Origin of the sequence: Pseudomonas sp. MN1F (assembly GCF_009391885.1) — a bacterium.
Lineage (GTDB): Bacteria > Pseudomonadota > Gammaproteobacteria > Pseudomonadales > Pseudomonadaceae > Aquipseudomonas.
This window is the reverse complement of the sequence record NZ_VZII01000005.1, coordinates 56911-71769: the sequence shown is the minus strand read 5'-3', so window position 1 is coordinate 71769 and position 14859 is coordinate 56911. Positions and strand designations below refer to the sequence as shown.

At 65.5% G+C, this 14859-nt stretch carries 13 protein-coding genes; 7 read left to right on the top strand and 6 right to left on the bottom strand.

The window, feature by feature from the left end; all coding sequences use genetic code 11:
• The first annotated feature begins 192 nt into the window (after window positions 1–192).
• Window positions 193–1002, top strand: a complete 810-nt coding sequence (locus tag F6X59_RS02255) for an SDR family oxidoreductase (RefSeq protein WP_152954207.1) — start codon at window positions 193–195, stop codon at window positions 1000–1002.
• Between the two features lie 128 nt (window positions 1003–1130).
• Window positions 1131–1319: a carbon storage regulator CsrA gene (gene csrA / locus F6X59_RS02250; RefSeq protein WP_152954206.1), complete on the top strand. Its 189-nt coding sequence runs from the start codon at window positions 1131–1133 to the stop codon at window positions 1317–1319.
• Between the two features lie 51 nt (window positions 1320–1370).
• Here the strand turns inward: csrA and F6X59_RS02245 are convergent, their stop codons facing one another.
• From F6X59_RS02245 to mnmC, 5 genes are all read right to left on the bottom strand, one after another.
• Window positions 1371–1598, bottom strand: coding sequence for a YheU family protein (locus F6X59_RS02245; protein ID WP_003252629.1), 228 nt, complete (start codon window positions 1596–1598; stop codon window positions 1371–1373).
• Between the two features lie 55 nt (window positions 1599–1653).
• On the bottom strand, window positions 1654–2838 hold the full coding sequence (locus F6X59_RS02240) for an osmoprotectant NAGGN system M42 family peptidase (RefSeq protein WP_110639583.1): 1185 nt from the start codon (window positions 2836–2838) through the stop codon (window positions 1654–1656).
• Between the two features lie 63 nt (window positions 2839–2901).
• On the bottom strand, window positions 2902–4647 hold the full coding sequence (gene ngg, locus F6X59_RS02235; RefSeq protein WP_152954205.1) for an N-acetylglutaminylglutamine synthetase: 1746 nt from the start codon (window positions 4645–4647) through the stop codon (window positions 2902–2904).
• Between the two features lie 3 nt (window positions 4648–4650).
• Window positions 4651–6438 carry an N-acetylglutaminylglutamine amidotransferase gene (locus tag F6X59_RS02230; protein WP_152954204.1) on the bottom strand — a complete coding sequence of 596 codons (1788 nt, stop codon included), beginning with the start codon at window positions 6436–6438 and terminating at the stop codon, window positions 4651–4653.
• 183 nt (window positions 6439–6621) lie between these two features.
• Window positions 6622–8589, bottom strand: a complete 1968-nt coding sequence (gene mnmC, locus F6X59_RS02225) for a bifunctional tRNA (5-methylaminomethyl-2-thiouridine)(34)-methyltransferase MnmD/FAD-dependent 5-carboxymethylaminomethyl-2-thiouridine(34) oxidoreductase MnmC (RefSeq protein WP_152954203.1) — start codon at window positions 8587–8589, stop codon at window positions 6622–6624.
• Between the two features lie 106 nt (window positions 8590–8695).
• Here mnmC and pap point away from each other — a divergent pair, with 106 nt between their 5' ends.
• Both pap and F6X59_RS02215 read left to right on the top strand, forming a co-directional pair.
• Window positions 8696–10189 carry a polyphosphate:AMP phosphotransferase gene (gene pap / locus F6X59_RS02220; RefSeq protein ID WP_152954202.1) on the top strand — a complete coding sequence of 498 codons (1494 nt, stop codon included), beginning with the start codon at window positions 8696–8698 and terminating at the stop codon, window positions 10187–10189.
• Between the two features lie 116 nt (window positions 10190–10305).
• Window positions 10306–11259 carry a DMT family transporter gene (locus tag F6X59_RS02215; protein WP_152954201.1) on the top strand — a complete coding sequence of 318 codons (954 nt, stop codon included), beginning with the start codon at window positions 10306–10308 and terminating at the stop codon, window positions 11257–11259.
• Window positions 11260–11435: 176 nt separating this feature from the next.
• Here the strand turns inward: F6X59_RS02215 and F6X59_RS02210 are convergent, their stop codons facing one another.
• Window positions 11436–12830, bottom strand: coding sequence for a class II fumarate hydratase (locus tag F6X59_RS02210; protein ID WP_152954200.1), 1395 nt, complete (start codon window positions 12828–12830; stop codon window positions 11436–11438).
• 155 nt (window positions 12831–12985) lie between these two features.
• Between F6X59_RS02210 and F6X59_RS02205 the strand changes: the two genes are divergently transcribed.
• The 3 genes from F6X59_RS02205 (at window position 12986) to F6X59_RS02195 (ending at window position 14859) form a co-directional block, all read left to right on the top strand.
• A complete protein-coding gene (locus tag F6X59_RS02205; RefSeq protein ID WP_152954199.1) occupies window positions 12986–13510 on the top strand; it encodes a DUF2059 domain-containing protein in 525 nt (174 codons plus the stop codon).
• A gap of 10 nt (window positions 13511–13520) precedes the next feature.
• Window positions 13521–13817 (top strand): BolA family transcriptional regulator, encoded by a 297-nt coding sequence (locus F6X59_RS02200; RefSeq protein ID WP_152954198.1) that lies wholly within the window; start codon window positions 13521–13523, stop codon window positions 13815–13817.
• Between the two features lie 109 nt (window positions 13818–13926).
• Entirely contained in the window at window positions 13927–14859 is a 933-nt protein-coding gene (locus F6X59_RS02195) for a rhodanese-related sulfurtransferase (RefSeq protein WP_152954197.1), read from the top strand.

Genomic DNA, 14859 nt, shown 5'->3' with positions numbered 1-14859 from the left:
GAGGGGCAAGGGCCTCGGACTGCTGGCCTCTTGTAAATTCGGACCGGTGCCGCTTGTGAAAGATTCCATTTGAATGCTGCCGGTACTGACCACACAGTCATGCCCGCCCATTCACTAGCCTGATGAATCCTGCCTCTGGCCAAAGCCTTGATTAGACTCGTTGCACAACCTGTCAGAACAAGGCGTGCCACCATGCAAAACCGCATCATGATCACTGGCGCCGGCTCCGGCCTCGGTCGCGAGATCGCCCTGCGCTGGGCGCGCGAGGGCTGGCAGCTGGCGCTGGCCGATGTCAACGAAGCGGGCCTGCGCGAAACCTTGGCGCTGGTGCGGGCCGCAGGCGGCGAGGGGTTCGTCCAGCGCTGCGACGTGCGCGACTATAGCCAGCTCACCGCCCTGGCCCAGGCCTGCGAAGAAAAATTCGGCGGCATCGATGTGATCGTCAACAACGCCGGCGTCGCCTCGGGCGGCTTCTTCGCCGAGCTGTCGCTGGAAGACTGGGACTGGCAGATCGCGGTCAACCTGATGGGCGTGGTCAAGGGCTGCAAGGCGTTCCTGCCGCAGCTCGAGCGCAGCAAGGGGCGCATCATCAACGTCGCCTCCATGGCGGCGCTGATGCAGGGGCCGGGCATGAGCAACTACAACGTGGCCAAGGCCGGAGTGCTGGCGCTGTCGGAGAGCCTGCTGGTGGAAATGCGCCAGCTTGAAGTGGCGGTGCACTGTGTGTGCCCGTCGTTCTTCCAGACCAACCTGCTCGACTCGTTCCGCGGGCCGAACCCGGCGATGAAGGCCCAGGTCGGCAAGCTGCTGGAAGGCTCGCCGATCAGCGCGGCGGATATCGCCGACTACATCCACCAGCAAGTCGCCGCGGGTGAGTTCCTGATCCTGCCCCACGAGGCCGGGCGCCAGGCCTGGCAGCTCAAGCGCCAGGCGCCGGAGCGGCTGTACGACGAGATGGCGGAGATGGCGGTAAAGATGCGGGCCAAGGCGCAGACGCGTTGATTGTAGGAGTTGTCTGTAGGAGAAATTACCGGCCCGCGTAGGCCTGTTCTGAATTGCTGGTGAAGTATTGTCCAGACGAATATCCCCAAGCACTCTGCGGTTTTTTCCTGTTCAGAGAGGGGCGGAGCATGTTGGTGATCACGCGTGAAATCGGCGAAGTCATCACCATTGGTGACGATATTCGGATCAAGGTGGTGGAGTCGCACAATGGCATGGTGCGCTTTGGCGTGGATGCGCCGCGCAAGGTGCCGGTGCACCGGGCCGAGGTTTACCGGCGCATCAAGGCGGGGCAGGTGTGCAAGGCTGACCAGCCCTGATCAGCCTGTACCGGCCTCTTCGCGGCTTCAGCCGCGAAGAGGCCGGGCCTGTCAGTCGAGCAGCTCGCGAGGCACGTCATGCTTGGCCAGCAACTGGCACTGTTGGCTCTCCAGGTCGAACAGGATGAACGCCTGGCCCTTGGCCAACGCCTGGCGCACCCGCAGTACACGGGTTTCCAGCGGGGTATCGTCGCCGTTGTCGGTGCCGTCGCGGGTGACGAAGTCCTCGATCAGGCGGGTCAGGGTTTCGGCTTGCAGTTGGTCGTAGGGGATCAGCATGGGCAGTGCACAGTCTTGTTCATGATGGCCTGCATGCTACGCGATTCCACGGCCATCAGCTTTTGTTTCCTACCAGGCTGTCCACGGCCGGCACCCGGGTGTCGCTCTCCATCTGCGCATCGTGCTCCAGCTGGTGGCTGAAGCGCTCCAGCGAAGCATTGGCCGGTTGCGAGTCGCTGGCGAACACCGGTGGGCTGAGCAGGTAGGCCGAAAGCAGGCGGCTGAGCGCGGCCAGGCTGTCGATATGGGTACGTTCGTAGCCATGGGTGGCATCGCAGCCGAACGCCACCAGCGCGGTGCGGATGTCATGCCCGGCGGTCACGGCCGAGTGCGCATCGCTGAAATAATAGCGGAACAGGTCGCGGCGCACCGGCACGTCCTGGTCACCTGCCAGCTTCAGCAGGTGGCGTGACAGGTGGTAGTCATACGGCCCGGAAGAATCCTGCATGGCCACGCTCACCGCATGCTCGCTGGACGCCTGGCCGGGAGCGACCGGGGCGATGTCGATGCCGACGAACTCGCTGACGTCCCAGGGCAGGGCCGCAGCGGCACCGGAGCCGGTTTCCTCGGTGATGGTGAACAGCGGGTGGCAGTCGATCAGTGGCTGGCGACCGCTTTCCACCACCGCCTTGAGTGCGGCCAGCAGGGCTGCCACGCCGGCCTTGTCGTCCAGGTGGCGGGCGCTGATGTGGCCGCTTTCGGTGAACTCCGGCAGCGGGTCGAAGGCGACGAAGTCACCGATGGCAATGCCCAGCGCTTCACAATCGGCGCGGGTGGTGCAGTAGGCATCCAGACGTACCTCGACGTGTTCCCAGCTGATCGGCATCTGGTCGATCGCGGTGTTGAAGGCGTGCCCGCTGGCCATCAGCGGCAGCACGCTGCCACGGAATACGCCGGTGTCGGTGAATACGCTGACCCGGCTGCCCTCGGCGAAGCGGCTCGACCAGCAGCCTACCGGGGCCAGGGCCAGGCGGCCGTTGTCCTGCAGTTGGCGCACGCTGGCGCCGATGGTATCGAGGTGGGCCGAGACCGCACGGTCGGGTGAGCTCTGCCGGCCCTTGAGGGTGGCGCGGATGGTGCCGCGGCGGGTCAGTTCGAAGGGAATGCCCAGTTCGTCCAGGCGTTCGGCCACGTAGCGCACGATGGTGTCGGTGAAACCGGTCGGGCTGGGGATGGCAAGCATCTCCAGCAGGACGCGCTTCATGTAGTCGAGGTCGGGTTCGGGGAGTCGTTCGGTCATGGGTACTCCTGGGTTTCTGTGTTGGGGCCTTTGCGGGCGTGCCGCGAAGGCCCCAACACAGAGTCATGGCAAAGCCCGGCTATGCGGGAACAGCAAATCGACAAACCGCTCAGCCGTCGGCTGCGGCTCATGGTTGGCCAGGCCGGCGCGCTCGTTGGCTTCGATGATCACGTAATCCGGTTGCTCGGCGTCGCGGACCATGAAGTCCAGGCCCACCACCGGAATCTCCAGCGCCCGCGCCGCCCGTACCGCAGCATCGGCCAGCACCGGGTGCAGGCGTTCGGTGACGTCTTCCAGGGTGCCGCCGGTATGCAGGTTGGCCGTGCGTCGCACTGCCAGGCGCTGGCCGGCCGGCAGCACATCGTCGTAGCCCAGGCCAACGCCGTGCAGGGTGCGCTCGGTTTCGTCGTCCTGCGGAATGCGGCTTTCGCCCCCGGTTGCCGCCTGGCGCCGACGGCTCTGCGCCTCGATCAGCTGACGAATGCTGTGCTTGCCATCACCGATCACTTGAGCCGGGTGGCGAATCGCCGCCGCCACCACCTCATAGCCGATCACCAGAATGCGCAGGTCGCTGCCGGCATGGAAGCTCTCCAGCAGCACACGGCTGTCGAAGCGACGGGCGTTTTCCACGGCCTGGGTCACCTCCTCGATGCGGGTGAGGTTCACGGCCACCCCCTGGCCCTGTTCGCCGTCCACCGGCTTGACCACCACCGCGCCATGCTCGTCGAGAAACGCCAGGTTGTCGTCGGCATTGCCGGCCAGCTGTTGCGCCGGCACCTGCAGCCCGGCGTTGTGCAGGGCATGCCGGGTCAGGCGCTTGTCCTGGCACAGGGTCATGGTCACGGCGCTGGTGAGGTCGCTCAGCGACTCGCGGCAGCGAATCCGGCGCCCGCCCAGGCTGAGGGTGAACAGCCCGCCAGCGGCATCGTCGACGTGCACTTCGATACCACGGCGCAAGGCCTCGTCGACGATGATGCGGGCATAGGGGTTCAGGCCGGCTTCCGGGCCAGGACCAAGGAACAGCTGCTGGTTGATGCCATTCCTGCGCTTGACCGCGAAGGTCGGCAGGTTGCGGAAACCGAGTTTCTCGTACAGGCGCTTGGCCTGGCGGTTGTCATGCAGTACCGACAGGTCGAGGTAGGCCAGGCCACGGCTCATGAAGTGCTCGACCAAGTGGCGTACCAGCACCTCGCCGACGCCCGGACGGGTGCACTGTGGGTCCACGGCCAGGCACCACAGGCTGCTGCCGTGTTCCGGGTCGTCGAACGCCTGGCTGTGGTTCAGGCCCATGACACTGCCGATCACCGCGCCGCTGTCTTCATCCTCGGCCAGCCAGTACACCGGGCCACCGAGGTGGCGCGGGGTGACCCGCTCGGGGTCGACCGGCAGCATGCCGCGCGCCTGGTACAGGGTGTTGATCGCCTGCCAGTCGCCAGGGTTCTGCGCCCGGCGCACACGGAAGCCGCGGAACACGCGCTGCGCCGGGCGGTAGTCGGTGAACCACAGGCGCAGGGTGTCGGAGGGGTCGAGGAACAGCTGCTGTGGTGCCTGGGCCAGTAGCTGCTGGGGGGCGGCCACGTACAAGGCGATGTCGCGCTCGCCGGGTCGTTCGTCCTGCAACGCGGCGGCCAGGCTGGCGGCGTCCGGGTAGGTGTGGCCGATCAACAGCCGCCCCCAGCCACAGTGCAAGGCCCGCGGCTGGTCGTGGGGCTCGCTGCCGTCGCCGGCCAGGCGTGCCTGCAGGCGCTCGTAGGACGGCGCCTGGCCGCGCAGCAGGCGCTGACCGTATGCGATCTCGTGGGCTTTCATCGGTCAGATTCCTTGTTCGCTGAGCCACAGGTTCAGGGCCGCCAGCTGCCACAGCTTGGAGCCGCGCAGTGGGGTGAGCTGGCCGTGCGGGTTGCTCAGCAGGCGGTCGAGCATGGCCGGATTGAACAGGCCACGGTCCTGGCTTGGGTCGGTCAGCAGCTCGCGCACCCAGCCCAGCGTCGCACCGTCCAGGTGCTTCAGGCCGGGCACCGGGAAGTAGCCCTTCTTGCGGTCGATCACCTCGTGCGGGATCACCCGCCGTGCGGCCTGCTTGAGCACCTGTTTGCCACCGTCAGGCAGCTTGAAGCGTGCCGGGATGCGCGCCGACAGCTCGACCAGGCGGTAGTCGAGGAACGGCGTGCGCGCCTCCAGGCCCCAGGCCATGGTCATGTTGTCGACCCGTTTGACCGGGTCGTCGACCAGCATCACCGTGCTGTCAAGGCGCAGCGCCTTGTCCACGGCATCAGGGGCGCCGGGGCGGGCGAAGTGCTCGCGGACGAAGTCGCCGGCGGCGTCGGTTTCCAGCAACCACGGGGCCTGGACGGTATCGCGGTATTCGTCGTGGCTGCGGTCGAAGAAGGCGCCACGGTAGGCGGCGAAGGCATCCTCTGCGCCGTCCACTTTCGGGTACCAGTGGTAGCCGGCGAACAGCTCGTCGGCGCCCTGGCCGCTCTGCACGCCCTTGCAATGCTTGGCCACTTCCCGCGACAGCAGGTAGAAGGCGATGCAATCGTGGCTGACCATCGGCTCGCTCATGGCACGGAAGGCGGCCGGCAGCTGCTCGATGATCTCGTGCTCGGCGATGCGCAGCTGGTGGTGGCGGGTGCCGTAATGCTTGGCGATCAGGTCGGAATACTGGAACTCGTCACCGCGCTCGCCCCCGGCATCCTCGAAGCCGATGGAGAAGGTCGACAGGTCGTCCACGCCGACCTCGCGCAGCAGGCCGACCAGCAGGCTGGAATCGACACCGCCAGACAGCAGCACGCCGACGTCCACGGCGGCGCGCTGGCGGATCGCCACGGCATCGCGGGTGGCGTCGAGCACGCGGGTGGTCCAGCCTTCCAGATCGAGGTCGCGTTCGTCCGGGTTGGGGCCGTAATGCAGTTGCCACCAGGTCTGGCGCTCGACTTCACCGTGGCGATCAACGCGCATCCAGGTGCCGGGTTCGAGCTTCTGCACATTGGCCAGCAACGTGCGCGGCGCAGGCACTACGGCATGGAAGTTGAGGTAGTGATTGAGCGCCACCGGGTCGATCATCGGGTCGATGTCGCCGCCCTTGAGCAGCGCTGGCAGGGTCGAGGCGAAGCGCAGGCGTTCGCCGTTGCGCGACAGGTACAGTGGCTTGACGCCGAGACGGTCGCGTGCCAGGAACAGGCGCTGGCTGTCACGCTCCCAGATGGCCAGGGCGAACATGCCGTTGAGCTTGGGCAGCAAGGCCGCGCCCCAGGCGTGGTAACCCTTGAGCAACACTTCGGTGTCGCCTTCGGACCAGAAGCTGTAGCCCAGGGCCTGCAGCTCCTGGCGCAGCTCGGGGAAGTTGTAGATGGCGCCGTTGAAGGCCAGCGACAGGCCGAGGGTGTTGTCGACCATCGGCTGCGCCGAGCCGTCGGACAGGTCCATGATCTTCAGCCGGCGGTGGCCGAGGGCGATCGGGCCTTGGCTATGGAAGCCCCAGGCGTCGGGCCCACGGGGCGCCAGGTGGTGGGTGATGCGCTCTACCGCAGCCAGGTCGGCTGGGCGAGGGGCTTGGTCGATGGGGGTGAAACGTAACTCTCCTGCTAATCCGCACATAGGTCCTTACCGGTTTTTCCGTTGGGGAATGAGTGCCCCGGATTAGGGCACCCTGTAAGGAACTGACCTGTGAGGTTTGTGGGAGTTTTAGATCAATCTGTTATAAGCCGGAGTGAGGCCTGAAGTGTGTGCCGATAAATTTGTGTCGCCTGTGAGATCGAGCGCCATACGCCCCCAGCCACCTCACTTCCCGCGAATCAGCCTGCGCAGCATGAACCGGTTCGGATGGCAGGCCTCAGCCACCACCCGTGGCAACGGCAACGGCTCACCACTGGCCCAGGCCGCAATCAACTCGCCACTCAACGGCGCGGTAATCAACCCCCGCGACCCATGCCCACTGTTCACATACAACCCGTCCAACCACGGGCACGCCACCTCCGGCACCTGCCGCGCATCCTTGCCGAGCACGGCATAAGCCTCGGCAAACAACGCCGGGTCGGCGACCGGCCCGACAATCGGCAGGTAGTCGGGGCTGGTGCAACGAAACGCCGCACGCCCCTGCAACTGCTCGGCGTCGAGTGCCCCTGCACCCAGGCGCGAGGCCAGGTCGGTGGAAATCTCGTCCAGCAACGCCAGGTTGCCCTGATGCTCGGCGACCGTGGGCGTCAGGTCGTCGTTATGGAAGTCGAAACTGGCGCCCAGGGTGTGCTCATCACCCCGGGGCGGTGCGACGTAGCCATCGGCACAAACCACGGTGCGCAATGCACGGCTGGCGGTGGTGGCCGGCAGGCGGGTGATCTGCCCGCGGATACGCTTGAGTGGCAATTGCGCGCAAGGCTCGAAGCGGCGCACATCGGCAGCCCCGGCCAGCACCACCAGCGGCGCACTGGCCAGCAGCCGCTCGCCATCCCACGCCTGCCACAGGCCGTCGGCCTTGCGCAGCTCGACCACGTCCTGATGAAGTTGAACGCGAATGTTCGGGTGCTGCAGTTGTGCCTGGCACAAGGCAGGTGGGTGCACCCAGCCACCTTCGGGGTAGAACAGGCCGCCCGCAGGCAGCGCCACCCCGGCAATCGCCTCGGCCTCAGGCTGCTCCAGTGCCCGCAGCAGGCTGCTGTCGAAGGCCTCGGCAAGCTTGGCCTGGCGCTCGCCTTCCTTGCTGTCGAAGGCCAGCTGCAGTACGCCGCAAGCGTCCCAATCGCGGCCACGCTGCAACCGTTCGAGCTGGCGCCGGGTGTAGCCGAAACCGGCCAGGATCATCTGCGACAGGGCGGTGCCATGGGCGGACAACTTCAGGTACAGCACGCCCTGCGGGTTGCCCGAAGCCTCCTGCGCGGGGGCCGCGTGGCGCTCCAGCACCGTCACCTGCCAGCCGCGAGCGGCCAGGCTGGCGGCGCTGGCACTGCCCGCCAGGCCGGCACCGATCACCAGTGCCTGGCGCGGGCCTGCCACGGGGGCTGGGCGGGCGTACCAGGGCGCCGCGCCGGCCGGCGATGGCTGCCCGCTGTATTCACCACTCATCACCTCCCACTTCTTGCCGATGCCTGGGATCTTCTTCATGGTGAAGCCGGCATCGATCAGCCCGCGGCGTACCCAACCGGTGGTGGTGAAGGTCCCCAACGCGGTGCCGGGGTGGGCCAGCCGTGCCAGTTGCGCGAACAGCTCGGGGGTCCACATGTCGGGGTTCTTCGCGGGCGCGAAGCCGTCGAGGAACCACACGTCGATGCTGGCGTCGAGCTGCGGCAGTTGCTCCAGTACGTCGCCGATCAGCAGGGTCAGGGTGACCCGGCCATTGTCGAAGCTGAACTGCTGGAAGCCCGGGTGGACCGCTACGTACTGCGCCAGGAACGGCTCGGTGAAGGCCGCCATCTCCGGCCACAGGCGCATGGCGCGGGCCATGTCGTCCTGGCCGAGCGGGTACTTCTCGACGCTGATGAAATGCAGGCGCGCGTCGGCATGGGCCTGCTCGGCGAACAGCTGCCAGGCGCAGAAGAAATTCATGCCGGTGCCGAAGCCGGTCTCGCCGATCACCAGGCTGCGGTGTGGCGCCAGGTCGGCGAAGCGCTGGGCCAGGCGGGTCTGTTCGAGGAACACGTAGCGGGTTTCGTCGGTGCCTTCATTCTTGGAGAAATAGACGTCGTCGTACTGCCGCGAGTGGGGGCGGCCCTGGTCGTCCCAGTCGATCTGGGCATGCTGGAGGAGGGTGGACATGGTTGGCTCGGTTGCAGCGGATGTGCGGATTTTATGTCATCTGCCGGGTTTGCACAGGCACTGCGCAAATCCGCTAGTCTTGCTTATCCAATGAAGGAGCCAGTGCATGTTCGAATCTGCAGAAATCGGTCACAGCATCGACAAGGAAACCTACGACGCCGAAGTCCCCGCCTTGCGCGAGGCGCTGCTGGAGGCCCAGTACGAACTCAAGCAGCAGGCGCGGTTCCCGGTGATCGTGCTGATCAACGGTATTGAAGGCGCCGGCAAGGGCGAGACGGTCAAGCTGCTCAACGAGTGGATGGACCCGCGCATGATCGACGTGCTCACCTTCGACCAGCAGACCGATGAAGAACTGGCCCGGCCGCCGGCCTGGCGCTACTGGCGGGCGCTGCCACCCAAAGGGCGGATGGGCGTGTTCTTCGGCAACTGGTACAGCCAGATGCTCCAGGGGCGGGTCCATGGCCAGTTCAAGGACGCCGTGCTCGACCAGGCCATCACCGGTGCCGAACGGCTTGAGCAGATGCTCTGCGACGAAGGCGCCCTGATCATCAAGTTCTGGTTCCACCTGTCCAAGAAGCAGATGAAGGCGCGCCTGAAATCGCTCAAGGACGACCCGCTGCACAGCTGGAAGATCAGCCCGCTGGACTGGCAGCAGTCGGAAACCTACGACCGTTTCGTGCGCTTCGGCGAACGCGTGCTGCGCCGCACCAGCCGCGATTACGCGCCGTGGCACATTGTCGAAGGGGTCGACCCGAACTACCGCAGCCTGGCGGTGGGGCGCATCCTGCTGGACAGCCTGCAGGCGGCACTGGCCAACAACCCCAAGGGCAAGCACCAGGGCAACGTCGCCCCGCTGGGCCAGAGTATCGACCAGCGCAGCCTGCTCGGCGCCCTGGACATGACCTTGCGCCTGGACAAGCCCGACTATCAGGAGCAGCTGGTCAGCGAGCAGGCCCGCCTGGCCGGCCTGTTGCGTGACAAGCGCATGCGTCGGCATGCCCTGGTGGCGGTGTTCGAAGGCAACGACGCCGCCGGCAAGGGCGGTGCCATCCGCCGCGTGGCGGCAGCGCTGGACCCGCGCCAGTACCGCATCGTGCCGATTGCCGCACCCACTGAAGAAGAGCGTGCGCAGCCTTACCTGTGGCGGTTCTGGCGGCACATCCCGGCGCGCGGCAAATTCACCATCTTCGACCGCTCCTGGTATGGCCGGGTACTGGTGGAGCGGGTGGAGGGCTTCTGCAGCCCGGCTGACTGGATGCGGGCCTACGGCGAAATCAATGACTTCGAAGAGCAACTGGTGAATGCCGGTGTGGTATTGGTCAAGTTCTGGCTGGCGATCGACCAGCAGACCCAGCTGGAGCGTTTTGAAGAGCGCGAGCAGATCCCGTTCAAGCGCTACAAGATCACCGAAGACGACTGGCGCAACCGTGAAAAATGGGACGACTACAGCCAGGCCGTGGGCGACATGGTCGACCGTACCAGCAGCGAGATCGCACCCTGGACCCTGGTCGAAGCCAACGACAAGCGCTGGGCACGGGTGAAGGTGCTGCGCACCATCAACGAAGCCATCGAGGCGGCGTTCGCCAAGGACAAGAAATGACCAGGCATGCCGTCAGGGAATGACCCGATGAATTAATTTCCCGGCTTTTTCCTCCGGCCCGGTGCTGCAAGCCCTTAGACTTCGGTTACCCCACCACGGGCTAATTCGAGGACTGTATGCACACAACTTCCGGCCGCTGGGGCTATGGCCTGTTCCTGGCACTGCTGACCGCGCTGCTCTGGGGCATCCTGCCGATCAAGCTCAAGCAGGTATTGCAGGTGGTCGATCCGGTGACCGTTACCTGGTACCGCCTGCTGGTCTCCGGTGGCGTGCTGTTCGCCTGGCTGGCGGCCCAGCGGCGCCTGCCTTCGCTGCGCAAGCTGGCGCCCAAGGGCAAAGCCTTGGTCGCGGTGGCCGTGTTTGGATTGATGGGCAACTACGTGTTGTACCTGATCGGCCTGAACCTGTTGAGCCCCGGCACCGCCCAGCTGGTGGTGCAGATCGGCCCGGTGCTGTTGCTGGTGGCCAGCGTGTTCGTGTTCAAGGAGCGTTTCAGCCTGGGGCAGGGCATCGGCCTGCTGGTGCTGCTGGGCGGGTTCTGCCTGTTCTTCAACCAGCGCCTGGAAGAGTTGCTGACCTCGCTGGGTGCTTACACCACCGGTGTTCTGACTATTCTCCTGGCCACCAGCATCTGGGTGTTCTATGCCCTGAGCCAGAAGCAGTTGCTGACGGTGTGGCATTCGCAGCAGGTGATGATGGTCATCTACCTGAGCTGCGCGGCCCTGCTGACGCCTTGGGTACATCCGCTGGAGGCGCTGCAATTGACCCCGGTGCAGGGTTGGCTGTTGCTGGCCTGTTGCCTGAACACCCTGGTGGCGTATGGCGCGTTTGCCGAAGCGCTGGCGCATTGGGAGGCGTCGCGGGTGAGTGCCACGCTGGCATTGACGCCGCTGGTGACCTTCGTTGCGGTGGCGCTGGCGGCTGTGGTGTGGCCGGAGTATGTCCATGCCGAGGACATCAATACCCTGGGCTATATAGGGGCGGTGACGGTGGTGGCGGGGTCGACCCTGGTGGCCCTGGGGCCTTCGCTGGTGGCCGGGTGGAAGGCCAGAAGGGCGCGCCTGGCATAAGACTACGCGCTCCAACTGGCGTGCGCTGTCCTTGTGGGAGCCGCGCTTGCCGGCGATGGGCCGCGAAGCGGCCCCACGATTTCAAGATTGCTGCATAAATCGCCGGGGCCGCTTTGCGGCCCATCGCCGGCAAGCGCGGCTCCCACAAGGAATCGCGCCAGCTTCAAGAAACCGAATCAGCCCTTGCCACCGGGCGCCAGCATGTTCTCCGGCCTCACCCACTGGTCGAACTGCTCATTGGTCAGGTACTTCAGCTCCAGCGCTGCTTCGCGCAAGGTCTTGCCCTCGCTGTAGGCCTTCTTGGCAATCTCTGCCGCCTTGTCATAGCCAATGTGCGGGTTTAGCGCTGTCACCAGCATCAGCCCGCGCTCCAGGTGCGCCGCCATCTGCCCGGCATCCGGCTCGATCCCGGCCACGCAATGCTGCTGGAAGTTGCGGCAGCCATCGGCCAGCAGCTCGATCGACTGCAGCAGGTTATGGATGATCACCGGCTTGAACACGTTCAGCTGCAGGTGCCCCTGGCTGGCGGCAAAGCCGATGGCCGCGTCGTTGCCCAGTACCTGGCAGGCCAGCATCGACAGCGCCTCGCACTGGGTCGGGTTGACCTTGCCGGGCATGATCGAGCTGCCCGGCTCGTTGGCCGGCAGGCGCACCTCGGCCAGCCCCGCACGCGGGCCGGAACCGAGCAGGCGCAGGTCGTTGGCGATCTTCATCAGCGCCACCGCCAGGGTCTTCAGTGCACCGGCCAGGCTGGTCAGCGGCTCATGGCCGGCGAGGGCGGCGAACTTGTTGGGGGCCGTAATGAAGGGCAGGCCGGAGAGGGCCGCCAGCTCGGCCGCCACGGCTTCGGCAAAACCATGCGGGGCGTTGAGCCCGGTGCCCACGGCCGTACCGCCCTGGGCCAACTCACAAACGGCCGGCAAGGTGGCGCGGATGGCGCGCTGGGCGTAGTCGAGCTGGGCGACGAAGGCCGACACCTCCTGGCCGAAGGTGATCGGCGTGGCGTCCATCATGTGCGTGCGGCCGGTCTTGACCAGCTTGCCGTGGCGCGCCGACAGCTCGGCCAGGCCCGACGACAGCTCGGCTATCGCCGGCAGCAGCTTGTCGTGCACGGCCTGGGCGGCGGCGATGTGCATGGCGGTGGGGAAGCAGTCGTTGGAGCTCTGCGAGCGGTTGACGTGATCATTGGGGTGCACTGGCGCCTTGCCGCCACGGCCCTTGCCGGCCAGCTCGTTGGCGCGCCCGGCGATCACCTCGTTGACGTTCATGTTGCTCTGGGTGCCGCTGCCGGTCTGCCAGACGACCAGCGGGAACTGGTCGTCATGCTCGCCATCGAGCACTTCGTCGGCGGCCTGTTCGATCAGGCGGGCGATGTCGGCGGGCAGGTCGCCGTTGCGGTCGTTGACCCGCGCGGCGGCTTTCTTGATGAGTGCCAGGGCGTGCAGCACCGCGAGCGGCATGCGTTCCTTGCCAATGGCAAAGTTGATCAGCGAGCGCTGGGTCTGCGCGCCCCAGTAGGCGTCCTCAGGAACTTCGACCGGGCCCAGGCTGTCTGTCTCGATACGGCTCATGCTGCGTTCACTCCTTTGTCAGTCAGAATCAGCAGTTTAGGCCCTCATGCGTTCGAGCGGTTCATTCCCTCGTCGTGCCACTTGAGCGCTGCGCCCCTGCGGGAGCAGAATGCTCTACTCTGAGGTACCGCCTCCCCCTCCTTGAAGGAAATGCAATGACCCGTCTCCGTGTCCTCTGTGCTGCCGTTGCCCTGGCCTGTGCCAGCGGCCAGGTACTCGCTGCCACTCCTAGCCACAACGCTGCCGCCGAGAAATTCCTGACCCTGGCCAATGCCGACAAACTGGGCACTCCGGTGTACATGCAGGTCCAGCAGATGTTCGCCCAGCGTTTCGCCCAGACCAAGGCCCCGGCCTCCAAGCAGCCGGTGCTCGAGAGCTACCAGGCCAAGGCCAACGCCGCCCTGGACAATGCCATCGGCTGGAACAAGCTGAAGCCGAAGATGGTCGACCTGTACACCCAGACCTTCACCGAGCAGGAGCTCAAGGACCTGGTCAAGTTCTACGAGTCGCCGCTGGGCAAGAAAGTCCTGCGTGAAATGCCCAAGGTCACCCAGCAGTCGGCCCAGCTGACCCAGACCAGCCTGGAACCGGCTGTACCGGTGGTCAACAAGCTGCTCGACGACATGACCAAGGAGCTGGACCCGAACGCTGGCAAGGCCGCCGCCCCGGCCAAGAAGTGAGTAACACCCGATGAGCATGCAGCAACGCATCGAGCAGCAACTGGCCGCGCTGGCACCGCAACACCTTGAAGTGCTCAACGAAAGCCACATGCACAGCCGTGGCCAGGAGACCCACTACAAGGCGGTGATCGTCAGCGAGCAGTTCGCCGGGCTCAACAGCGTCAAGCGCCACCAGAAGGTCTACGCCAGCATGGGTGAGCTGATGGGCGAGATCCATGCCCTGGCGATTCACACCTACACGGCCGAAGAGTGGGCCAAGGTGGGCGTGGCGCCGGCCTCACCGGTGTGTGCTGGCGGCGGGCACTGAATCCTTTTCGGCATTCTGGTAGACTGCACAACGCGCCGCTTGTCGGCGCGTTTTTATTTGTCATTCCGGTCCGCCCCTTACGAGGGTGACCACCTGGAGAACCGATTTCATGTCCCAAGCTATCGTCGTGGCGGCGCTGTACAAGTTCGTCACCCTGGAAGACTACGTCGAGCTGCGTGAGCCACTGCTCAAGGCCATGCTCGACAACGGCGTCAAAGGCACCTTGCTGCTGGCTCAAGAAGGCATCAATGGCACCGTTTCGGCCACCCGCGAAGGCATCGACGGCCTGCTCGCCTGGCTGCGCAACGACCCGCGCCTGGTCGATGTCGACCACAAGGAGTCCTACTGCGACGAGCAGCCGTTCTACCGCACCAAGGTCAAGCTCAAGAAAGAGATCGTCACCCTCGGTGTGCCGGGCGTCGACCCGAACCAGGCCGTCGGCACCTATGTCGAGCCCAAGGACTGGAACGCCCTGATCAGCGACCCGGAAGTACTGCTGATCGATACCCGCAACGACTACGAAGTGGCCATCGGCACCTTCAAGGGCGCCATCGACCCGAAGACCGAGACCTTCCGCGAGTTCCCCGAGTACATCAAGGCCAACTTCGACCCGAGCAAGCACAAGAAGGTCGCGATGTTCTGCACCGGCGGCATCCGTTGCGAAAAAGCTTCCAGCTACATGCTCGGTGAAGGCTTCGAGGAGGTCTATCATCTTAAGGGTGGCGTCCTGAAATACTTCGAGGAAGTGCCTCAGGAAGAAAGCCTCTGGGACGGCGACTGCTTCGTCTTCGACAACCGCGTCACGGTGCGCCATGACCTGAGCGAAGGCGAGTACGACCAGTGCCATGCCTGCCGCCACCCGGTCGATGCCAAGGACCGCGAGTCCGAGCACTATTCGCCAGGCGTGAGCTGCCCGCATTGCTGGGACACCCTGAGCGAGAAGACCCGGCGCAGCGCCATCGACCGGCAGAAGCAGATCGAGCTGGCCAAGGCCCGCAACCAGCCGCACCCGATTGGTTACAACTACAAAGCCGAGGCTTGA